21 protein-coding genes are annotated in these 21,879 nt (G+C 60.2%); 13 read left to right on the top strand and 8 right to left on the bottom strand.

The genetic code is table 11. The features are described 5' to 3' along the window. Nucleotides 1-77: 77 nt before the first annotated feature. Together ABDK11_RS08855 and ABDK11_RS08860 are read left to right on the top strand one after the other, a co-directional pair. On the top strand, nt 78-758 hold the full coding sequence (locus ABDK11_RS08855; RefSeq protein WP_346839929.1) for a DUF998 domain-containing protein: 681 nt from the start codon (nt 78-80) through the stop codon (nt 756-758). A gap of 534 nt (nt 759-1,292) precedes the next feature. Then, the gene (locus ABDK11_RS08860; RefSeq protein WP_346839930.1) at nt 1,293-1,427 is read left to right on the top strand and encodes a hypothetical protein; all 135 of its coding nucleotides are present in this window, start codon (nt 1,293-1,295) and stop codon (nt 1,425-1,427) included. Between the two features lie 155 nt (nt 1,428-1,582). Here ABDK11_RS08860 and ABDK11_RS08865 read toward each other — a convergent pair whose 3' ends face one another. From ABDK11_RS08865 to ABDK11_RS08880, 4 genes are all read right to left on the bottom strand, one after another. Next, nucleotides 1,583-2,020, bottom strand: a complete 438-nt coding sequence (locus ABDK11_RS08865; protein ID WP_346839931.1) for a hypothetical protein — start codon at nt 2,018-2,020, stop codon at nt 1,583-1,585. Nucleotides 2,021-2,425: 405 nt separating this feature from the next. Then, entirely contained in the window at nt 2,426-3,649 is a 1,224-nt protein-coding gene (locus tag ABDK11_RS08870; RefSeq protein ID WP_346839932.1) for an amidohydrolase family protein, read from the bottom strand. 176 nt (nt 3,650-3,825) lie between these two features. Further along, nucleotides 3,826-4,296, bottom strand: a complete 471-nt coding sequence (gene cynS, locus ABDK11_RS08875) for a cyanase (RefSeq protein WP_346839933.1) — start codon at nt 4,294-4,296, stop codon at nt 3,826-3,828. A gap of 72 nt (nt 4,297-4,368) precedes the next feature. Beyond that, complete coding sequence (locus tag ABDK11_RS08880) at nt 4,369-5,028, bottom strand: carbonic anhydrase (protein ID WP_346839934.1); 660 nt, start codon at nt 5,026-5,028, stop codon at nt 4,369-4,371. 111 nt (nt 5,029-5,139) lie between these two features. Here ABDK11_RS08880 and cynR point away from each other — a divergent pair, with 111 nt between their 5' ends. The 4 genes from cynR to ABDK11_RS08900 all read left to right on the top strand — a co-directional run bounded on the left by cynR (nt 5,140) and on the right by ABDK11_RS08900 (nt 9,722). Then, on the top strand, nt 5,140-6,039 hold the full coding sequence (gene cynR / locus ABDK11_RS08885) for a transcriptional regulator CynR (protein ID WP_346839935.1): 900 nt from the start codon (nt 5,140-5,142) through the stop codon (nt 6,037-6,039). Nucleotides 6,040-7,075: 1,036 nt separating this feature from the next. Next, complete coding sequence (locus ABDK11_RS08890; protein WP_346839936.1) at nt 7,076-7,999, top strand: M14 family metallocarboxypeptidase; 924 nt, start codon at nt 7,076-7,078, stop codon at nt 7,997-7,999. A 67-nt stretch (nt 8,000-8,066) separates the two neighbouring features. Then, the gene (locus tag ABDK11_RS08895; protein ID WP_346839937.1) at nt 8,067-8,915 is read left to right on the top strand and encodes a PA4780 family RIO1-like protein kinase; all 849 of its coding nucleotides are present in this window, start codon (nt 8,067-8,069) and stop codon (nt 8,913-8,915) included. Between the two features lie 246 nt (nt 8,916-9,161). Continuing rightward, nucleotides 9,162-9,722, top strand: coding sequence for a cytochrome b (locus ABDK11_RS08900; RefSeq protein ID WP_346839938.1), 561 nt, complete (start codon nt 9,162-9,164; stop codon nt 9,720-9,722). A gap of 25 nt (nt 9,723-9,747) precedes the next feature. Here the strand turns inward: ABDK11_RS08900 and ABDK11_RS08905 are convergent, their stop codons facing one another. The 3 genes from ABDK11_RS08905 to ABDK11_RS08915 form a co-directional block, all read right to left on the bottom strand. After that, nucleotides 9,748-10,386: an ABC-type transport auxiliary lipoprotein family protein gene (locus ABDK11_RS08905; RefSeq protein WP_346839939.1), complete on the bottom strand. Its 639-nt coding sequence runs from the start codon at nt 10,384-10,386 to the stop codon at nt 9,748-9,750. Next, nucleotides 10,383-11,336, bottom strand: a complete 954-nt coding sequence (locus ABDK11_RS08910) for an MlaD family protein (protein ID WP_346839940.1) — start codon at nt 11,334-11,336, stop codon at nt 10,383-10,385. Before ABDK11_RS08910 ends, ABDK11_RS08905 begins: the two co-directional genes overlap by 4 nt. A gap of 174 nt (nt 11,337-11,510) precedes the next feature. Next, nucleotides 11,511-11,957 carry a GNAT family N-acetyltransferase gene (locus ABDK11_RS08915; protein ID WP_346839941.1) on the bottom strand — a complete coding sequence of 149 codons (447 nt, stop codon included), beginning with the start codon at nt 11,955-11,957 and terminating at the stop codon, nt 11,511-11,513. Nucleotides 11,958-11,965: 8 nt separating this feature from the next. On the opposite strand from ABDK11_RS08915, the gene ABDK11_RS08920 reads away from it, so the two are divergent. From ABDK11_RS08920 to dbpA, 3 genes are all read left to right on the top strand, one after another. Next, nucleotides 11,966-12,541, top strand: coding sequence for a tRNA-uridine aminocarboxypropyltransferase (locus ABDK11_RS08920; RefSeq protein WP_346839942.1), 576 nt, complete (start codon nt 11,966-11,968; stop codon nt 12,539-12,541). A gap of 226 nt (nt 12,542-12,767) precedes the next feature. Continuing rightward, on the top strand, nt 12,768-13,649 hold the full coding sequence (locus ABDK11_RS08925; RefSeq protein ID WP_346839943.1) for a hypothetical protein: 882 nt from the start codon (nt 12,768-12,770) through the stop codon (nt 13,647-13,649). 137 nt (nt 13,650-13,786) lie between these two features. Further along, on the top strand, nt 13,787-15,202 hold the full coding sequence (gene dbpA, locus ABDK11_RS08930) for an ATP-dependent RNA helicase DbpA (RefSeq protein WP_346839944.1): 1,416 nt from the start codon (nt 13,787-13,789) through the stop codon (nt 15,200-15,202). A gap of 63 nt (nt 15,203-15,265) precedes the next feature. Here dbpA and zwf read toward each other — a convergent pair whose 3' ends face one another. Beyond that, on the bottom strand, nt 15,266-16,669 hold the full coding sequence (zwf, locus tag ABDK11_RS08935; RefSeq protein ID WP_346839945.1) for a glucose-6-phosphate dehydrogenase: 1,404 nt from the start codon (nt 16,667-16,669) through the stop codon (nt 15,266-15,268). 312 nt (nt 16,670-16,981) lie between these two features. On the opposite strand from zwf, the gene ABDK11_RS08940 reads away from it, so the two are divergent. The 4 genes from ABDK11_RS08940 to ABDK11_RS08955 all read left to right on the top strand — a co-directional run bounded on the left by ABDK11_RS08940 (nt 16,982) and on the right by ABDK11_RS08955 (nt 21,864). Next, the gene (locus ABDK11_RS08940; RefSeq protein ID WP_346839946.1) at nt 16,982-18,823 is read left to right on the top strand and encodes an arylsulfatase; all 1,842 of its coding nucleotides are present in this window, start codon (nt 16,982-16,984) and stop codon (nt 18,821-18,823) included. Nucleotides 18,824-18,877: 54 nt separating this feature from the next. Further along, nucleotides 18,878-19,411 (top strand): hypothetical protein, encoded by a 534-nt coding sequence (locus tag ABDK11_RS08945; RefSeq protein WP_346839947.1) that lies wholly within the window; start codon nt 18,878-18,880, stop codon nt 19,409-19,411. 239 nt (nt 19,412-19,650) lie between these two features. Next, nucleotides 19,651-20,604 carry an aldo/keto reductase gene (locus ABDK11_RS08950; RefSeq protein ID WP_346839948.1) on the top strand — a complete coding sequence of 318 codons (954 nt, stop codon included), beginning with the start codon at nt 19,651-19,653 and terminating at the stop codon, nt 20,602-20,604. A 57-nt stretch (nt 20,605-20,661) separates the two neighbouring features. Next, nucleotides 20,662-21,864: a hypothetical protein gene (locus ABDK11_RS08955; RefSeq protein ID WP_346839949.1), complete on the top strand. Its 1,203-nt coding sequence runs from the start codon at nt 20,662-20,664 to the stop codon at nt 21,862-21,864. Nucleotides 21,865-21,879 lie beyond the last annotated feature (15 nt).

The raw sequence follows: 21,879 nt of genomic DNA on the forward strand, positions 1-21,879 counted from the left end.
ATATTCAGGTACATGCATGGCGTTGATGGCCAGCCACGTCCACCTGCTGGTAACTCCGAACATATGAGATTGGGTCCATGGATAGGAAGCCACTAGACACAGAAATTGATCACCACACTGCTAAATTCATCGTGAGATTTATCGCTTTGTCACTTGCGATTTTAACGGACTTGCTGGCGCCTGGGGTCAGTATTAGCTCGATTAGTCTGTCATATCATTTAACGGATAATGCCAGAAATGTATTCGTTGGCTCTCTCTGCGTAATATCGGCTTTTCTCTGGTCGTATAATGGCTACTCTTTGTTTCAAGCTGTCTTAAGTAAAGTTGGGGAAGTCGCTGTCGCAGCAGTGGCATTTTTTCCATGCGATTGCTTTACCGGCCGGGGTGTTGAGGGGGCAGCCAGAGAACCCACGATGACTGGGATTGTCCATACGGCTTCGGCAATTTTAATGTTAATTATCCTCGCAATTTTTTGTTGGCTGTTTTACCTGAGAGCTAAAAAGAAAGACTCTAAAGAGGCGAAGGTTCGGGGGCGGATTTATAGAATCTGCGCCGTAGTTATGGTTGGCGCTATGGCCGCGCAGTTGCTCGATATTCTGGGCTGGATAGATTTTAGCGGTATTACTCACCGGTTGACTTACTATGTCGAAGCGACAGGGTTGACTGCATTTGGTGTGGCATGGCTGACAGCTAGTCGCATGTTGCCATTTATTACCAATGAAGAAGAGCGTATAAAAATCGAGCTTTCTGGAAGATAGCTGATTTTATGGGGTTGTGTTCATTTCTCGGTATTGGTTGTTTTCTGCTCTTTTTCGAGTAGATTCAGGGCCGATTCAGTTGCGCCGGGTTAAAAAGCAGGTGTGAATCCAAGGAAAAACGCACCATGCGCCAGGTCCCATACCGATTACTCGCCGCTCTCACCATCACTTTGACGCTCTGTGGCTGTGTCACCTACCCAGCTACGCCGGTGTTCGTTGAGAGATCCTATGTCCGGAAGGCTCCTCCGGTTTACTCCTATTCAGTGATGACCGATCCCGGCCGTCGCTACTACGACGATACCCTCGGCGTTTACGTATTCTACGACCGCAGCGACATTTTCTTTCGACAGGGTCGTTACTATCGTTGGCATCAGGACCATTGGATCAGTGCCAATCACTGGCGCGGCCCTTGGTATCCGGCCCCGAATCTGACTATCTCGGCAAACTTCAAAGGTCGCTGGCAGACGCGCTTACGCCGCCACGGCCCTCGTTATGCCGGAGGACACCAGTACAGAGCGCCGCGCCGGAACGATCATGACGACGGTTACAACCGGCGGTACCGGCATGAAAGCAACGGGTATCGACGTGATCGTCGTGAGGAGGGCCAGGATCGTCGTGGGCAGGGCCAGAATCGTGGCCGAGGCGGCGAACATGGGTTTGCTGGCATAGCGGAGCCAAAGCGGCGGGCGTCTCAGGTGGATAACCGGAGCGGGGATCGCCGTAATGAACCCCGGAATCCACGTCGGAATCCAAGTCGGAACGAGCGGGCAGTTAAACTTGCGGACAAGCCAGCCGGCATTCGCGGCCCACGAGTTGTTCCTGCATTAGAGCGCCCGGCAACCCATCGCCGCACGGTGCGTGACAGGCCCAAGCCACACAACCAGCTCGGCCAGCCCCAGCGCCAGCGCTATACTGCCGCGAAGCCAGCTTCGCGCCTGGAGGCCGATCGCCGCACGGTGCGCGACAGGCCCAAGCCACAAACCCAGCGCGGCCAGCCTCAGCGCCAGCGCAATGCGCCAAATGATCGGCGCAATACTGCCGCGAAGCCAGCTTCGCACCAGGAGGCCGATCGCCGCACGGTGCGCCACAGGCCCAAGCCACAAACCCAGCGCGGCCAGCCTCAGCGCCAGCGCAATGCGCCAACTGATCGGCGCAATGCTGCCGCGAAGCCAGCTCCGCACCAGGAGGCCGAGCAGCCAAAGAAAAAGGAAAAGAAGTCCAAAAAGAAAACTGATAAGCGCGATCAGGTACGCCTGGTGCATGAGCCGCATACCCGCCGGTCCAATGAAGCACACCGTCAACTCGATTGATCCTGTCTAATAAATGGGGGCAATAATGGGGTTAGATCAACATTTTGGCATCACATACATTCCACTAAGCTAGCGCCAAAATCTTGATCTGACCCCCTTCATTTCGGGCGGTGGGCGAGCGTCACTGCGACGATAGGCAGATCTCGACTCAAAGCTGCCCTTCGGAAGAGGGCTTCTGCCTGTCCGTTAGCTTGCTCCCGAGACCTCAGGAGACAGCATTTTAGCCATGCAATAACCCTCATTCACGACTGCCAGCTTGCGCTTCATAGCTGACTTTAGCGGGGCGGTAGGTGCGGGTCACAAGTAGCTGCTCGTGCAACCTGGGCGCAGCAGGTTTCAATCCCGGTGTGTGAGGCCTCAGAATACCACTGAGCGATGTTGCTCGAATGTCGCCACAACTCTACCGCGCTTGAGCACCATCAGCCGCGCCGGCAGATCGAGAATGACATCACTGACCGCACGGGTGTCCAGCAGCACCAAGTCCGCATCGTTGCCCACTGCCAGGCCGTAATTATTCAACCTCAGGGCTTTTGCCGGGCTTGTGGTAAGCATGGAGAGCACCGTGGCCTGGTCATCCGCACCGCCCAGATGGCAGGCAGGCAGGGCAAGTTGCGCGATGTTCAGCAGATCGCCCGTGCCATAAGGGGTGAACGCATTGCGGATGTTATTGGTCGCCAGGCAGATGTTCACGCCGCCATCGCGCAGTGCCCGCACTGGGGTCAAAGTCCGGCGCACGTTATGGCTGTCGCCGCGGGCGCCCAGATGCAGGTCGGTGGCGGGCAAGCACATTACGCTGATACCGGCCTTGCGCAGTAACTCGATGATGGCTGCCTGCCGCTCGGGTGCCACGGCCGCCAGGCTTGTAAGGTGACCAACGCAGACACGCCCTTGATAACCCTCGGCGAGGGTCTTGCGGGCAACGTATTCGATCGTCATGTGCTCAGCATCATCGGCGAAATCCTGGTGCAAATCGATGTCCTTGTCGTAGCGCTTGGCCAGGTCGAAGACGAAGTCGATGTGCTCAACGGGGGAAATATCGTTGTAAGGGATACCGCCAACGACATCGGCGCCCTTGTCCATGGCTTCGACCATCATTTCCTGCATGCCGGGCAGCTTCAGTATCCCTTCCTGCGGAAAAGCGACCACCTGGATATCAATGAAATCACGGAATCTGTCGCGCAGTTCCAACACCACATCCAGGCCGGTGAATCCCTGTGACGGATCGAACTCGGCGTGGGCACGGACATGGGTGCTGCCCGCCTGCACCAGCGTGCGCAAAACCTGGGTCGAACGCTCCACAATGTCTTCTCGGGTCAGCGTGGGCTTGAGTTCTGCAGTCACCGCAATGGCCTCACTCAAGGTACCCGAGCGATTGGCCTTACGATGCATGACATTGGCTTTTTCCAGATGCAGGTGGCCTTCGACAAACCCCGGGATCAGCACATTCCCGTTGCCTTGGATTTCCTGCTTTGCGCGTGCTGCAATGGTAGGGGTAACCGCGGCGATCTTGCCGTTTTGCACACCTACATCCACCAACGGTTGCGCATCATCGATGCGCACGTTTCGAAAGATAATATCCATGTGTTTTGTTCCTCACATCGGTAACTGCAATGCCCATCAGCGTCAGTTGTTGGAGCCCCCATTGCCTGTGAACAAAGGCCGCAGGCAAGTGAGGCAGTAATGCTTTCATCGATGTTTACCTGTCCCGGAAGATTGGGGCCCGGACGCCGCCAGGCGTCGGGCCGTTTATCATGGGTTTAGAAAGGTTTGGTCGGCAGGTACTTGCCATCCAGCGTAATCACCGCGCGGGAACCGCCTTCAGGATCTTCGACCTTCTTGATGTCCAGCTTGAAGTTGATGGCGCTGATGATGCCGTCTCCGAATTTCTCGTGTACCAGTGCTTTCAGCGTGGTGCCGTAGACCTGGAAAACCTCGTAGAAGCGATAGATCGTAGGGTCGGTCGGCACACCGCGCTCCATGCAGCCGCGCACCGGTACGGTTTGCAGCAGGGCAATGCTATCGGCGTCAAGGCCGAGCTTTTCACCGACCACCTGGGCTGCGCTGGCGGGCAGCGGATGCTGGCCCAGCAGCGCGGCGGTGACGAAGGCTTCGGACAGGCCGGTGCCCTCAGTGATCTGGGCATACGACAGGTCTTTGCGGGCCTTGGCCATGAGGATGACTTCGGTCAGGGCCTGGCGAACGCTCTGGGTGGCTTGTGACTGGATCATGGTGTTGTCTCCTTGGGTGGTTTGCGATTGAGTCATGGTGTTGTCTCCATGGGTGGATTGGAGTTTCAGGGTTCAGGCGGCGTGCTTGGGTGGATGGGAAACAGCGTGTACTTGCGGGTTGTCCGCGAGGGACACGAACTTGCCGGTGCTGCCATCGAAAGTGTCGATACGGCCGCTCTCGATGTCGTAGATCCAGCCGTGCAGGGTGACGCGCCCCTCTTCAAGGGCGAGGCGTACTGACGGGTGGGTCTGGATATTGGCCAGCTGGGCGATGACGTTTTCACGCACCATGGCCCTGACCTTGCTGTGCGGGTCCTCATGGTGGCGGGCTTCGTTGACGACCCGGGCGGAGTCGGCGTAGCGCAGCCAACCGGCTACGGCGGGCATGTGGTCCAGGCATTTGCAGGTGGAGATGGCGGTCATGGCGCCGCAGTCCGAGTGGCCGCAGATCACGATGTCCGCGACTTGCAGCGCCGCGACAGCGTACTCGACCGAGGCGGATACACCGCCCGGCTCAGGGCCGTAGGACGGCACGATGTTGCCGGCATTGCGGATAACGAACAGGTCGCCTGGCTCGCGCTGGGTCACCAGTTCCGGCACCAGTCGGCTGTCGGAGCAGGAGATGAACAGCGCCCGTGGGCTTTGCTGGGTGGCCAGGTCCTTGAACAGCTTGACCCGCTGCGGGAAGGCGTTTCGCTGGAATTTCAGGAAGCCGTCAATGATATCTTTCATGGCTATTGCCTCTGTCTCTCGGTGTGTGGAGGCAAAGATTACGGATCACGTGACATAAGGTAAAAGTCTCATTTATTATCAGGTCGATCAGATAATCTTATGTGAGTGACTATGCTTGCCCGACACATCCAGTACTTCCTCGCAGTGGCGGAGCATCTGAGCTTCACTCGGGCCGCGGCGGCCTTGCATGTATCCCAACCGGCCCTGTCGCAGCAGGTCAGGCAGTTGGAGGAAAGCCTTGGTGCGCAGTTGTTCGACCGCTCGGGGCGTACCACGCGGCTGACCGATGTGGGTGAGGTCTACCTGCGCTATGCACGCCGGGCAGCGCAGGAGCTACAGGAGGCCAAGCGCGCTATCCATGATGTCAGCGACCTCAGCCGAGGCTCGCTTCGGGTGGCGGTCACGCCAACCTTCACGACCTACCTGGTGGGCCCCTTGGTCGAAGCCTTTCACGGCCGTTATCCGTCTATCACCATGGACGTGCGGGAGCTGTCCCAGGAGCGCATGGAGGAGCTATTACTCGCGGATCTGCTGGATGTGGGGATCGCGTTCGAGGACGTGCAGGCCCAGGACATTGAGGCCAGCCCGCTCCTGGTCGAAACCCTGGCGCTGGTGGTCAATAACCGGCACCCCTTGGCCAAGGCGCAGTCCATCGGGCTGGAGGCACTGAGCGCGCAATCGCTGGTTCTGCTCGGTACGGAGTTTGCCACCCGCGAGCAGATTGATCGCTTCTGCCAGCAACACGGCATTCATCCCCAGGTGCGGATGGAGGCCAATGCCATCAGTGCGGTGATCGAAATCGTGCGCCGGACGACACTGTCGACCTTGCTACCCACGCCCATTGCGCTTGCCCATGAAGGCTTGGTGGCCCTCAAGCTCGATCCTGTTCGCCTACAGCGCACCGCCGTGCTGATGTGGCGCAAGGGCGCTTATCAAAGTGCCGCGGCGCGGGCATTCATCGAGCTGGCAGGGGAAGTGGCTGCGCGACTGGAGGGCGGTCAGGAAGAGTAGGGAATCGGCGACCCGCTCTTCCGGGCTTAGCGGATTTTGTCGAGTGATTCGCCGCTTCGATCCCGCCCTAGATCGGTTAACGAGCGGCCGAGCAGAAATGTGCCAACCGCTAAGCCGGCCAGCACACCCGCCCCGATAGCCCCGCGCCACGCCCGAGCAGTGCAATACCGACCAGGCCGTCGCGGTGTGTGTGGCCATCGACTACGCATTGGTGCACCAGTAAGCTGGGGCTTTTGCCGCACGGGGTGATTATTTAGTGGGAGTGTGTTGAAATGGTAGTCGAGGTAATAAACGATTTAAGCAATGCGCCTTAAGGCGAAGCTGGTGTTACTGTTTTTTCGATAGTTTCATTAAATACTAAGGAAGGGAAATATGAATAATATAAGAATGTATTGCTGCGTTTTTTTACTATCGATTGGGTTTGCTGGCTGCTCCAGCTCGGGACCCGTAACGAATAGTTATGCGCTTGAAAAGCCATTTCCAGAGCAGAAAAGTAGTGGTTGGTGTCAAAGTAATTATTTTGATGCGTCAGTAAATGCTCGGGAAAGGCAGTCGAACGCGATCTATTGTGATCAGCAATATCGTAACATGAATATGAGAGCGCAGCAGAAGAAGCGGCAGGCAACACCGTTATCTAACCGATAGCTACAGCCCAATTTTGCGAGCATATTAATAACTGGGGTCACTCATTAGCCGGCCCCCGTCAACTGGGTGAAGGACTCTTTAGGCTATCGCCCACCATCTGACAACAGTGTCCGCCATGTACCTGAAGTTTCTATTGTAGAAGCTTCTTCAGTGGAAGTGCTTCAGCCGCCCATCTGGATCTAGACCTATAGAGGTACTGCACACTCAGGTGTAGTACCTCGCCGATTGCAGAGGGGGTTCAAAATTCTGTGTCAGCCAGATAGCCTCTTAGACTGATGTATTTCTCCAAGCAGCCAGGGAGCTGGATCGGCAGCTGTGGCGATCATCCACGATGTTCCCGCCCGGATGCTAGAATGCCCGCCAGCCTCAGATATCACTGGAGAATCGCAGTATGAGCACCGCCCCAGCATCCTACCCAATCGGTACCCCCGACACCCCCTGGGGCGACGCGGAGCGCGCCGAGTGGCTGTCGCGCCAGACCCGCCAGCGCAGTTACGAGGCGGAGGTGCTGAGTGCCATCGAGCCCCTGCGCCCGCGCTTCGACGTTGAGGAGTACGGCCGCCTGGAATACGGTTCTGAAAGCTTCCCGCTGCTGGCGATCCGCAGCCGCGACTGGCGGGACGATCTGCCGGTGGTGCTGGTGACGGGCGGGGTGCACGGCTACGAGACCAGCGGCGTACACGGTGCGCTGCAGTTCGTCGATCAGCACGGGTTGGAGTACGCCGGTCGTGTCAACCTGCTGGTGGCGCCCTGTGTCAGCCCCTGGGGCTACGAGCGCATCCATCGCTGGAACCCGGATGCCATCGACCCGAACCGCTCCTTCCGCGAAGACAGCCCGGCCGGGGAATCGGCGGCGCTGATGCGGCTGGTGGCGCCGATCCGCGACATCGCGCTGCTGCATATCGACCTGCACGAGACCACCGATACTGACGAAACCGAGTTCCGCCCCGCGCTGGCGGCCCGCGACGGCAAGCCGTTCACACCGGGCGGCATTCCCGATGGCTTCTATCTGGTGGACGACAGCGAGCACCCGCAGCCGGAATTCCAGCAGGCGGTGATCGCGGCGGTGGAGAAGGTGACCCATATCGCCCCGGCGGACGACAACAACGAGATCATCGGCTCGCCGGTGGTCGCGCCCGGCGTGATACAGTACCCGCTCAAGCAGCTGGGCCTGTGCGCCAGCATCACCAACGCCCCCTACAAGACCACCACCGAGGTCTACCCCGACAGCCCCCGCGCCACGCCGGAGCAGTGCAATACCGCGCAGGCCGTCGCGGTGTGTGCGGCGATCGACTACGCGCTGGCGCACCGCTGATAGGAAACAAGCAATCGGCGGATGTGCGGCCGGCAGGTCGCCTCCGCTGACGATCAAATCGAGATCTATGAAAGTACCCAAGAGATTACAACCGCTGGTCGACGATGGCCTGGTCGACGAGGTCATGGCCCAGCTGATGAGCGGCAAGGAAGCGCAGGTGTATGTGGTGCGCTGTGGCGACAGCCTGCGCTGTGCCAAGGTGTTCAAGGAGGCCAAACAGCGCAGCTTCAAGCAGGCGGTGCAGTACCAGGAAGGCCGCAAGATGCGCAACAGCCGCCGCGCGCGGGCCATGTCGAAGAAGACCCGCTACGGCCAGAAGGAGCAGGAGCAGGCCTGGCTGAGTGCCGAGGTCGATGCGCTGTACCGGCTGGCGTCGGCCGGCGTGCGCGTCCCCAAGCCATACGGCTTTGTCGACGGTGTGCTGCTGATGGAGCTGGTGGCCGACGACGAGGGCTACGCGGCCCCGCGCCTGGACGACGTCACGCTGAGCGCGGAGCAGGCCCGCGATTACCACGGCCAGGTGATGGCCGACGTGGTGCGCATGCTGTGCGCGGGCCTGGTGCACGGCGACCTGTCCGAGTTCAACGTGCTGCTGGACCCCCAGGGCCCGGTGATCATCGATTTGCCCCAGGCGGTGGACGCGGCCGGCAACAACCACGCGGCCAGGATGCTGCAGCGCGATGTCGACAATATGCGCGCCTATTTCGGCCGCTTCGCCCCGGAACTGCTGGCCACCGATTACGGCAGCGAGATCTGGGCGCTGTATGAGGCGGGCGATTTGCACCCGGACAGCACCCTCACCGGGGTGTTCGAGCAGGACACCGCCAGCGTCGATGTCGCGGACCTGATGGAAGTCATCGATGACGTGCGCGCAGAGGAGGCCGAGCGCCTGGCGCCGGTCTGGGATGGGGAGTAGGCCGCTGATACTGCCCATCGCGCAGCCTTCACCATAAGGCCGGAAGTCCATCGCGTGTATCCCGCACGCCGGTCATGGCTAAACTGGAAAGCGAGCCTCAAGCGGGGCTCGCTTTTTTATGCCCGCTTCAGCCGCCCAATAGCCCGGCGGCAGGCAATGGGGTTGCTGTTGCAGGCGGCGCGAAGCACGGGGCCCTGTTGTGCGATAAGGTATGGGTAAACCGTCCCTGACCGACCGAGATGATCGATGGCCGCACTTAAAAACACGGAACAGCGCTACGGCGCCGTCGCCATTGCTCTGCACTGGCTGATGGCGCTGTTGCTGATTGCGCTGATCGTGCTGGGGCTGTACATGAGCAGCCTGCCGGATGTCGGGTTCAACAAGGACAAGGTCCTGCTGGTGCTCTACCACAAGGAGTACGGCATGCTGGCGTTGGGGCTGGCCGCGGTGCGGCTGGCGTGGCGTGTGGGCAATGTGTTGCCGGCGCTGGTGCAAGGCCTGCCGGACTGGCAGCAGGTGGTTGCGCGTTTTGTGCACCTGTGTTTTTACGGTTTCATGTTCGCCCTGCCGATCAGCGGCTGGCTGATGTCGTCGGCGGCCGGCATCCCGGTGTATGTGTTCGGGGTCCGGCTGCCGGATCTTATCCCCCACAATGAGTATCGCTACCAGCTGTTGATCGACATTCACCAGTGGCTGGGTTACGCACTGATCGGCTTTATCCTGCTGCACGCGGGCGCCGCGTTACGGCACCACTTCCTCGACCGGGATAACACCCTGAAAAAGATGCTGCCCGGCACCGGAGCTTAGCGGGAGCCCGGTTCTTACCGGCCGTTCACTGCGCATTCTCCAGCACAAATTCGGCGATCTGCTGCAGGGCCTGCGCGGTGGCATCGTTGGCAGCCACAACCCCCGCATAGGGGGTTTTCTGCAGCATGGGTTGGCGCAGCGACAGGTTCCTGCTGGCGATAATCCGGTTCGAAACCCTTTCGACCAGCTGCGCCCGCAGGGCCAGCTGCAGGGTTGCCGGTTCGGTGGTGAAGTCCTGTGTCAGTTCCAGAATCTCGGTGCGCAGCGCCAAACGGTAGGGGCCGAAGTAGGGTGGGGTGAGCACTGCGTCAAAGTAGTGGGTGTTCTCCAGGGTCCGGGTCAGCAACGGCAGCAGCATCTGTGCCGGCGAGGCACCCCACTCGTTGCGGCTGAAATACTCCACCTGGTAGGGCCGTGTCCGGTAGGCCATGCGCACGCTGTCGTAAACCGGGTTGATGGCAGGCGGCAACACCAGCAGCGTGGCCGGATGGGTTTGCCGTTGCGGGAGTGCGGCCGGCACCTTGTCGATCACCGCCACCTGCATGTCGTCCTGCGCCGGGGAAATCAGCGCGCAGCTGGACAGCATGGTGACGGCGAGTGCCGCCAGAAAAAGCCGGGTCATCCTGGTAAACAACAGCAACAGCGCGAATCCCCTGTCTCTCATTTGGTTTCGCCCGGGCCGAGGGGCGGCGCGGCGCTGCCGCGCACCAGAATGGACGGGTCGCGGTTAATCTTGTCGGTAAAGTGGTTCATCGAGTTCGTCAGTTTGTTCAGTTCGGCCATGGTCCGATAGGCTTCCGGCAGGACCTGGAGCTGCATGGCGTTGATGGTATCACTGCTTGAATCCAGCAGTGGTACCAGGCGGTCGCTCGCCTGCGCGGTGTTGGTGATGATCGAATGGAATTCCTGCTGGTTGGTGGTGAGCATGTGGCTGACCTGTTGCAGCGCTTGCATGGTGTCGCTGCCCCTATCCAGTAGCGGCCCGAGCCGGCCACTGGCCTGCTCGGTGTTGGCGATGATTGCGCTGAGCCGCTGCTGGTTCTCGGCCAGCATATGGCTGACCTGCTGCAGGTTGCCCACCGTATGCCGGAAGGACGCAATCGTTTTGTCATCGAGGATGCTGCGCACCAATTCCGTCAGCACCTGCACGTTCTTGTTCACCTGGCTGATAGCGGTGTCCAGGCTTACCGAGCGCGAGGGCGCGCTGGGTATCTGCGCGTAGCGCGCGCCGGGGGCGGCGGTGAGTGGGCCCTGCTCGGTACCGGTGTTGTCGAGCAGGATGTAGACATAGCCGGTGAACCCGCGGGTGGCGAGTCCGCGCGACGTGACGGTGGCAACGGTGGCACGGCTGACGGGCGCGTCTTTATTGACATCCAGCAGAATGCGGATGGAGCGGGGGCCGGTGAGCTCCACCCGGGTTACCCTCCCTACATCCACCCCATGAAATTCGACCGGGGCACCGGCAATCAGCCCGGACACGGGATCGTCGGTGAGAATCTGGTAGGTCGTGAAGCGGCCGGATGTCCGGTAGTACCAGATTGCTGTTGCCACTAAGAGTAGAACCACCAGGATCGCAAATGCCAATCTTGCGCGGTTCGTTATGCTGATCGTCATCGAGCACTCCTGTGCGGGTGAGGTCGGCTGAATTTTTGCCAGTCCAAGTCTAGATTACGCGGGGATCGGAACACTGTGAATGCCGACCGCCGCGCCCGGAAGTGCATTTTGACGCCTCTCCCGGCCCGAAAGCAGCGGAGTGGGAGACCTCCTGCAGCGGCGGGCTGCGCCCGGTCACCCGGCGCGATAGCGCATGATCAGAATATCCCGCCCCTGTTTCAGGTAGGTATGAAAGCGATCGACAATCGCCGAGGGTTGTCCCGCAGCGTCAGTCACCTCAAAGCCGAGTGACTCGTAAAACGGCACCAGGTGCCGATACGGAAAGGTAAACGTGGCCTCGTCATAGGCCTCCGCCATACGGTGCAGCAGCAAGCGCGCGACACCGCGGCCGCGGAAGTCCGGCGCCACCGCCACGCCGGCCAGCAGCTGGCTGTCGGTCAGCTTGCGCAGGCAGCCACAGGCGATAATCTGGCCCTTGCCGTCGCGCACCACCATGCAGGGTTCATTGCGCCGCGCTTTGCCGCGGAATTTGTGGGTGCGGTAGAATTTGTTGGCCAGTGGTGTCTCTGCGTCGGAGAGCCACCGGGCAGTAAAAGAATCAGTGGAGTTATTCCGGTCCATACGCCTCTATGCCACGCCCAACCTGTCCAACCTGCCAGCGCCCACGCAAAGTCTGCTACTGCGGCGCTCTGGTGGAGGTCGCCAATCGAATCGAGGTGCTGATCATACAGCACCCGCTGGAACAGAAGCACCCGTTCAACACCGGGCGTATGGCGCACCTGTGCCTGAAGAATAGCCGGCTGGTGGTGGCGGAGACATTGCGTGATGCAGAGCTGGCGCAGCTGCTGAAGCCGGCGTCGGCACTGTTGTATCCGTCGCTCGACTGGTTGCCGGAAGTGGCGCAGGTGGAACCCGGGACCCCGCAGGCCCGCGCGCTGCAGCAGCTGGTGGTGATCGATGCGAACTGGCGTAAATCGAAGAAGATGCTGCACCTGCATCCGCTGCTGCAGCACCTGCCCAGGGTGAGTTTTGAGGGGGAACTGAGTTCCAATTACCAGATCCGCCATTCGTCGCTCCCGAACAGCCTGTCGACGCTGGAGAGTATTGTGGCGGCGATGCAGCAGCTGGAGCCGGAACATAATTTCCAAACCCTGCTGCAGCCGTTTGAGAAGATGATCTCGCTTCAGGTCGCGTCCAAAAATTGACCTGTGCTCTTGCCCTGCCACCCACAGAAATATCCTGGCCCCACCGAACTCACATCTTGAGGCAGCGGTAAAAACTGCATAGTCTTACTCCCCTGAATCGAGGGCTTCGCATGCCCAGAACAATAATACGTGCAGGTCTGCTGGTGGCGCCCTCGCCACGCAAAGCTTGATAAAGCCGATTTATGGCGTCGGGCCAGTGGTCTCCCTCACTATATAAATTAAAAATATGGAAGTTGATATGCGCCTGGTTTTCTCCATTTTCTTGTTCGTTTTTTATTCCGGGGTTTGCGTTGCCGAGCCCGGTGATGCGCTGAGCGTGGTGGTGAAAGATTTGATTCGGGAGTCGGCCGATCCGTCTTCCGATGCTCACGGGGTGGCTTCGGAAGACCTGGAGGCAGCGATCCGAAAGGGGACTCACGTGCAGGGCTTGCTGCATTTTGGTGGCCTGGATGTCGTGGGGGTTCGGGTTAATGTGAAAGATATTGTGTGGCCGGTAAGCTATACACTGCTCACCAGTGGGCGGAAAAGCCATATTTTATTCAAGACAGACTTTGCACCCTATGATCCGAAGATGAAAGATGATGTGGGTGAGTTTTATATAAGAACGGGTGCATTTGGCAATATAAAGATTTGTGTCGATTTCAACGATGATTCGATATGGCATGCGAAGAGAAATAGTGTCGACTTGAAATGCGTTGAGTACGATGCCGAAGCGACACCTCTTAACGCCAAAGACGGATTTTACGTGTTTGGATTTATGTGGGGCAGTAAAGGCGGTTTCCGGGGGCACGATAGTGTCCTGGGCGATTTGCAGGACAGAATAAAGTATCAGCCGGGACAATCAGCCACCTGTGTCTTGTATGAAGACCGGAGGATTAACAATATTACCGCCGTGGAAGATAGAGCTGAGCCGTTTATTCCCTACAAGGCGACAGACTGCATCGGCAGTGTCGGCGTTATGGCTGGACCGTTCGCTTCAGTTGATGCGCTAAATGGCTCGATCGAGGATCCCGGCTCTGGTCTGGTCGGATGGGGCAGCTACCGCATCGTGTATTGCTCACAGGGTGAGTGCACGCAGGACTACGAGCAAGATCAGAACTCCAAATAAGCCGCCTGTATGGCGATGATCCCCGGGGAAAGGTAAGAGCGGAGATTTTTGGGCGCGGGCTTTTTTGCGGCTTCCAATGGGAAATCGGCCTGCACTTACCTACAATACGCGGCTATTTCCCCAAATGAGCCGCTGTTGTGACCACCCCCGATACCACCCCCGATGCCACCCCCCCACGCGATTTCCAGTCCCTGCCGCTGCAGCAGGCCCTGCTCAAGAACCTGGAGGACCTCGGCTATGCGCGCCTGACCGAAATCCAGGCTGCGGCGCTGCCGGCGATTGTGGCCGGGCGGGATGTGATCGGCCAGGCCAAGACCGGCTCGGGCAAGACCGTGGCGTTTGGCCTGGGCCTGCTGCACAAGCTGCAGGCAGACAGCTTCCGGGTGCAGTCGTTGGTGTTGTGTCCCACCCGCGAGCTGGCGGACCAGGTGGCGCGGGAGCTGCGCAAGCTGGCGCGGGCCATCCACAACATCAAGATCCTGACCCTGTGCGGCGGCATGCCGTTCGGGCCGCAGATCGGTTCGCTCAAGCACGGCGCCCATATCGTGGTGGGCACGCCCGGGCGCATCGAGGATCACCTGCGCAAGGGCAACCTGGACCTGGGCGCGGTGGACACGCTGGTGCTGGACGAGGCCGACCGCATGCTGGATATGGGTTTCCAGGCGGTGCTCGACCAGATTCTGGCGGAACTGCCGCCGCAGCGGCAGACGCTGCTGTTCTCCGCCACTTACCCCAAAACCATCGATGCGCTGGCCACCCGGGTACTGCGCGATCCGCTCAAGGTGGAGGTGGCCGCGGCGCACACCCAGAGCACCATCGAACAGAATTACTACCGGGTGGAGAACAACGAAGAGCGGCCCGGCGCGCTGTACCAGCTGCTGGCGAGTTTTGATGCTTCCTCCGCGCTGGTGTTCTGTAACACCAAGCGGGAAACCGACGAAGCCGCCCAGGCGCTGAAGCGCGCCGGCTTTGCCGCGCTGGCGCTCCATGGCGATATGGAGCAGAAGGACCGCGACCGCACCCTGGCCCTGTTTGCCAACGGCAGCGCCACCATCCTGGTGGCCACGGACGTGGCCGCGCGCGGGCTGGATATCGAAGAGCTGCCGGTGGTGGTGAACTACCATCTGTCGCGCGATCCGGAAGTGCACGTGCACCGGGTTGGCCGCACCGGGCGGGCAGGGCAGAAAGGGGTGGCGCTGTCGCTGGTGAGCAAGAAGGAGATCCACAAGCTGGAGCGGCTGGAAGAGCTCATGCAGCAGAAGATTGAACTGCAGGCGGTGCCGGAGTTACCCCGGGGATTCACGCCGGCACGGCCGGTCATGTCCACTCTGCAGATCGATGGCGGCAAGAAGCAGAAGGTGCGCGCCGGCGATGTGGTCGGTGCCCTGACTGGCGAAGGCGGCATCGCCGGCTCGCAGATCGGCAAGATCCAGCTGTTCGATTTCTCCACCTTCGTGGCGGTAGAGCGCCCGGTGGCCAAGAAGGCGCTGGGCAAGCTCGAAACTGGCAAGCTGAAAGGCCGCAAGTTCCGCGCGCGCATTGTGGGCGTGTGAGCCTGCCGTCCTGTCACCCGCCAACACGCCTGCTCATTGAGCGCTATTAAACGGGCGGCGAGCTCAGTGCTTTGCCACCGGGTTGTGCCAGAAGCTGTCCGCTGCGATCAGTGCATCCGCTGCTTTCGGCCCCCAGCTGCCCGGCGGGTAGGGAATGGCCGCCGGGTGCTCAGCGAGCACCGGGTCTAGCACGGCCCAGGCGGCCTCGATGGCGTTTTCGTGTGTGAACAGCGCCCCGTTGCCGGCCATGGCATCGGTGATCAGCAGTTCGTAAGGCCCCTGCACATCGGCGTGTTCGTCCAGCAGAAATAGCTCCCGCTGCTCTCCGATAAACTCGTGTCCGGCGCGTTTGACGCGTGCCGCCAGGGCTATGGCGGCCTTGGGGGCGAGCTGGAAGCGGATATAGTTGGTGCGGCCATGCTCCGGTGCCGAATCGTCGAACAGCCGCTGGGGCGGCGGTTTCAGTTCCACCAGGATTTCTGCGCCCGATACCGCGAGGCATTTGCCCGAACGCAGATACCAGGGCACGCCCTGCCAGCGCCACGAGTCGATAAACAGCCGCACCGCGCAATAGGTCTCCACGTCGGAATTTTTGGCCACGCCGGGTTCCTCGCGGTAACCGCTGTACTGGCCGCGCACTACGTCATCCGCCTTTAGCGGGCGCATGGCCTGAAACACCTTGGCCTTCTCCGCATGTACGGCGCCATAGCCCTGATAGGCCGGCGGTTCCATGGCCAGCAGGGCGACAATCTGGAACAGGTGGTTTTCCACCACGTCGCGCAGGCAGCCGGCGGTCTCGTAATAGGCACCGCGGCCCCCCACACCGAAATCCTCGGCGAGGGTAATCTGCACGCTGGCCACGGTATTGCGGTTCCATATCGGTTCCAGGAACGAATTGGCGAAGCGGAAATAGAGAATGTTCATGATCGCTTCCTTGCCCAGGTAGTGGTCGATGCGAAAGATCGACTCTTCCCGGAACCGGGAGCACGCAATGCGGTTGATTTCGCGCGCGGAAGCGAGGTCGCGTCCAAATGGCTTCTCGATGATGACGCGGGCCTGCTCGGTGAGTCCCACCTGTCCGAGACCCTCGATCACACACGCAAACAGTTCCGGTGGTATGGCAAGGTAATGCACGGGGCGCCGGGCGCCGTTCAGGGCCTGTTTGAGTGCGGTGAAGGTACTGGCATCGTTATAGTCGCCGGCGACATAGCGCAGGCTGTCGAGTAACTGTTGCAGGGCCTCCGGGTCGTCGACCTCGCCGGCGCACCGGATGCTGTCTTCGGCACGCTGGCGCAACTGCTCCAGGCTCCATTTAGAGCTGGCGACGCCGACCACGGGCACCTTGAGGATGCCGCGTTTGGCCATGGCGTAAAGCGCCGGAAAAATCATCTTGTGCGCCAGGTCGCCGGTGACACCGAACAGCACCAATACGTCAGAATTTTCGGTACCGGTTCTGCCAGTGTCCATACCTTGTCGCCTTTTGGTTGTGGGTGCCAGATGCTGCGCGCATTGAGTCCATGTGAGACTTTCGGTGGCAGAAACAGTGGCAAAAAAGTGACAGAAACAGTGGCAGAAAAATTTCCCGATTGAACAATCTGGCACTGCTTGCTCTATATATCCTTCGCCTGCTTCCCTTCCGCCAACTTCTCCTACGATAGACTAACTGGTGTAGATGAATATCGGTCCGTTGACGCCAGATAAGACCGCCATTCGCCAGTTGATTTTCAGGCCGGGCAAAGTGCGGAACGCGGCGTCGACAAAAAATCGCCAGGAAAATGCATGAAAGCGCGTGTGATTCTTGCAGCCATAACCCTTGGTGCGGTGTTTGCACTTCCGGTTGCTGCCCAGGAGATTCTGCCATTTCCGCCCAAGCCTTCCGGCAGCACGGCGGCGCGGACGATACAGGACTCGACCTACAGCCCGCTGTCCGCGGTGAGCCATCTGCCCAAGGATGCGCCCAATATTCTCATTGTGCTTATCGATGATGTCGGCCCCGGCCAGACGGATACCTACGGCGGCGAGATCCACACACCCACATTGAGCAGAATCGCGCAGGACGGTATCTCCTACAACCGGTTTCATACCACCGCAATGTGCTCGCCAACCCGGGCCGCACTGTTAACCGGTCGCAATCACAATCGCGTGGCCAACGGCCAGATCACCGAGTTGGCGAACGATTGGGACGGCTACAGGGGAATGATCCCGAAGAGCAGCGCGACCGTAGCGGAGGTGCTCAAGGACTACGGCTACAGCACCGCGGCCTGGGGCAAGTGGCACAATACGCCCGCCAATGAAACGACGGCCGTTGGGCCCTTCGACAATTGGCCGAGCGGCTACGGCTTTCAGTATTTTTACGGCTTTCTCGCCGGTGAAGCGTCACAGTACGAGCCGATGCTGGTGCGCAACACGGCCTATGTCGAGCATCCGAAGACGTCCGGAGGCCACAATTATTATCACCTGAGCGAAGACCTCGCCGATGACGCCATCCACTGGCTGGATCAGCACAAGGCCCTCGCGCCCGACAAGCCGTTCTTCATGTATTGGGCCAGTGGCGCCTCGCACGGTCCGCATCAGGTGCCGAAAGAATGGGCGGATAAATACAAGGGCAAATTTGATGACGGCTGGGACAAGTACCGCGAGCGTGTCTACAAGCGCGCCAAGCGCCTGGGCTGGATCCCACAGAGCGCCAAGTTGACGCCGCGGCCGGCGACTTTGCCGTCGTGGGATTCAATCCCCGCAGACCAGAAGCCGTTCCAGCGCCGCCTGATGGAAGTGTTCGCCGGCTTTACCGAACATGTGGACGCGCAGGTCGGGCGTATCGTCGATGAAATCGACCGCCTTGGCTACGGCGAGAACACGCTGATCTTCTACCTCTGGGGCGACAACGGCGCATCGGCCGAAGGCCAGAACGGCACGATTAGCGAATTGCTGGCGCAGAATGGTATTCCGACGACCACCGAACAGCAGATCAAAGCGCTGGATGGCCTGGGTGGCCTCGACGTGCTGGGCTCGCCCAAGACCGATAACATGTATCACGCCGGTTGGGCCTGGGCCGGCAGCTCGCCCTATCAGGGCACCAAGCTCCTCGCCTCCTATTTTGGCGGCACGCGCAATCCGCTGGCTGTGCGCTGGCCTGCGAAAATCAAGCCCGATTCCACACCGCGTTCCCAGTTCCTGCACGTCAATGACGTGGTGCCGAGCATCTACGATATTCTCGGTATTACGCCTCCCCGTGTCGTCAACGGCATACCGCAGGATATCTTCGACGGGGTCAGCTTTGCCGGCACCTTCAATGATGCTGACGCAAAAGTGGCTAAGCCCACCCAGTATTTCGATATCATGGGCAGCCGCGGAATTTATCACAATGGCTGGATGGCCTCTGCCGTCGGTCCGCGCCTGCCGTGGCTTGCCGGGACTCCCAAGAATATCCTCCAGTGGACGCCGGACCAGGACCGCTGGCAACTCTACGACCTGACCAAAGACTGGTCGCAGGCCGACGATCTCGCCGGCAAGATGCCTGCGAAGCTCGCAGACCTGAAGGATCTGTTTTTAATCGAGCTCACCCGCAACAAGGGGCTGCCCGTCGGTGGCGGCATGTGGATTCCCATCTTTCACCCCTAACTCAGGGTGACGCCGCCCTACACATCCTGGACTTTGCCGGGCCCCATCACACGAATGCCTGAATTTGCGGCGCCGGCACTTGGTAACAAACACAATGTGGTCAGCGTTGATGTGGATGTGCCGGCCAAGGCGAACGGCGTGATCTACGCGCTGGGCGGTTTCTCCGGGGGGCTTGCGCTGTATGTGAAGGACGGCGTACTGTCCTACGAATACAATCTGTTCGAAATTCAGCGCACCCACATCAAGGATCAAAATAAACTGCCTGTCGGCAAGACGAAGATTGAAGTGGAGACGCAGTACGTCGAACGCAAGCCGGCCGGACCGCTGAAGGTGGTACTGAAAGTCAATGGCAGGGAAGTCGCATCCGGTCGGGTTCCCGTCAGTGCACCGCTCGGATTTACGGCCAACGATGCGCTCGATTTCGGTGTCGATCTCGGCTCACCGGTGTCGATCGAGTACTACGATCAGGCACCCTTCCGGTTCAACGGCAGGATACTGGGCGCGCAGGTGAAATACCTCGGTGACGACGCCAAACTGAACGGCAAGGAGGAGCGGCAGATCGAGGGTCCGATACCGGTGGCTGACTGATCTGCGCCTTCAACTATTTAAATTCGTCGTGTCAGCGTTTAGATCCTCGCGGTGGAAATTCCGCGCAATTGCCCGTGTTTCGGCGCCCAGGGTTGGAGTTCGCCCGGCACTAGATGCACGTGCCTGCTGAACCCGCGGCCTGCGCAGTTGCCGGGGCGGCAGCAACAGTTTTACTCTAACCACGCAATACTGTTCGCGGAACATTTCCCCAACGAATTCAGCAAAGGGGCATCAGCGCTATGAAACACGTCAATCTTGGCTCTCAGGGCCTTCGTGTGCCTGCCATCGGTCTGGGCTGCATGGGCATGTCGGATTTTTACGGCTCGTCATCGGAAAGCCAGAATCTCCAGGTTCTCGACCGGGCGGCGAACATCGGCTGCACCTTCTGGGACACGTCGGATATGTATGGCCCGTTTACCAATGAAATTTTGCTGTCCAAGGCGCTGAAAGGGCGCCGCGACCAGATTACCCTGGCGACAAAATTCGGGATCAGCCGCGCTGAAGATGGCAGCTGGCAGGGGATCAAGGGGGGCGCGGACTATGTAAAGGCGAGCTGTGATGCCTCACTGAAGCGTCTCAACACGGATTATATCGATCTCTACTACCAGCATCGCGTCGATCCCGATACGCCGATTGAAGAAACCGTGTCTGCCATGGCCGATTTGGTGCAGGCGGGCAAAGTGCGCTATATCGGCTTGTCCGAGGCGGACCCGGAAACCATCGAGCGCGCGCACGCGGTGCATCCTATCAGCGCGCTGCAGACCGAGTATTCCCTGTGGTCGCGGGATGTCGAAGCCGCCATCCTGCCGACCATCAAGCGGCTCAATATCGGCTTTGTCGCCTACAGCCCGCTGGGTCGCGGTTTTTTGACCGGGGCCATCCGCTCGCGCAGCGATCTGCAACCCGGCGACTGGCGTTTGGAAAACCCGCGCTTTACCGAGGAGGCCATCGCGCGGAACAGCCAGCTGGCCGATCTGGTGGCTGAAATCGCTGCAGAGACCGGGGTCACCGCGGCGCAAGTCGCGCTGGCGTGGCTGCTGTCGCGCGACCTTTCCCTTGCCACCATACCCGGTACGCGCAGCATCGAGCGGCTGGAGGAAAACTGGGCGTCGCAGGACGTTGCGTTAACGGGCGAACAGTTGGCGCGGCTTGAATCCCTGATTAATCAGGGCGTCACTGGCGATCGTTACTGATAAGAAATGGATCTGCGGCTGCTTCGGCAGCCGCGGAGGATGGACGAGGGATTCTGGATGTTGGAACAACGCACCGGTAAAACACTAACGAGTGAATCTGACCAGGCCGCGCAGTTATACGGCGACGCGCTCGATCTGATTCTGGGGTCGGAGTCCGGTGCGGCGGAAACCCTCGATCGGGCGCTCGCACTGGACAAAAACTTTGCCTTGGCGGCGGCGGCGCGCTATTACGTGGCCAATGACGTTGGTGAGCCCGATGCCACCGGTTACCGGGATCTGGCGCAACGCGCGGCATTGACGGCGAGCGATTGGGAGCGCGAGCATGTGGAAGTGCTGGTCGGCCTGATAGACGAACCCGGCGCTACCCGGGAAAAGGCCGAAGCCTATCTGCGCGAAACCCCCGGCGACCTGTTGGTGATGTCCCAGCTGGCGGGCACCCTGTTTTTCTACGGCGGGCCCACCAAGCTGGAAACCGTTCTGGGTATTTTCGAAGCCGCAGAATCCGTATTGGGGGACGACTGGGCTTTCCTGGCGCGGCTGGGGTTTGCCGCCAGTGAAGCCGGCCAATACCAGCGCGCCAGGCAGCTGATCGAGCGCGCGCTGCAGATGCGGCCGCAGGCACTCTACTCGATCCATGCGCTGGCCCATCTGCTGCACGATGAAGGCGCGGCCGAAGAGTCGGCAACGCTGTTGCGCGACTGGCTCGCCAAGCACGAGGACACTGCGCGCGCAGGGCAGATGTTCGGGCACGTGCACTGGCATCTCGCGCTGGATGAGTGGCAGATGGGCGAGCGCGACGCGGCGATGCGGCGTTACCTGGAATTCAGCGCGCCCGCCACCACGACCTGTGGCCCGATCCTGACGCTGGCGGATTGCGGCGGCTTCCTGCTCCGCGAGTACCTGAAAAGCGGCCAGCCGCTTCCGCTGCGCGACGATGTGCTCGCGCATATCGAGCGCGTGTGGGGAATGATCGGGCACCCGTTTATCGCCCTGCATGTGGCCGGGCTGTATGCCTCGGCGGGGGACCTGGCCGGGCTCGAGCGCTGTGCGAAGGCGATTGCGGATACGCCCGCAGGGCCGAACCGGGATACTTCGCTGAAACTGGTGTCCGCGCTCAGCGATTATGTCTCGGGGCAATTTCCGCACTCGGTGCAGACGCTGGCCACCCTGTCCCGGGGCGCACGCATCGGTATTGGCGGCAGTCATGTCGAGAGAATACTCGTCGATCTGCTCGAACAAAGCGCCACCGCGCGCGCCTGAACCCGGGAATACAAA

This window comes from Microbulbifer sp. SAOS-129_SWC (genome assembly GCF_039696035.1).
GTDB lineage: Bacteria > Pseudomonadota > Gammaproteobacteria > Pseudomonadales > Cellvibrionaceae > Microbulbifer.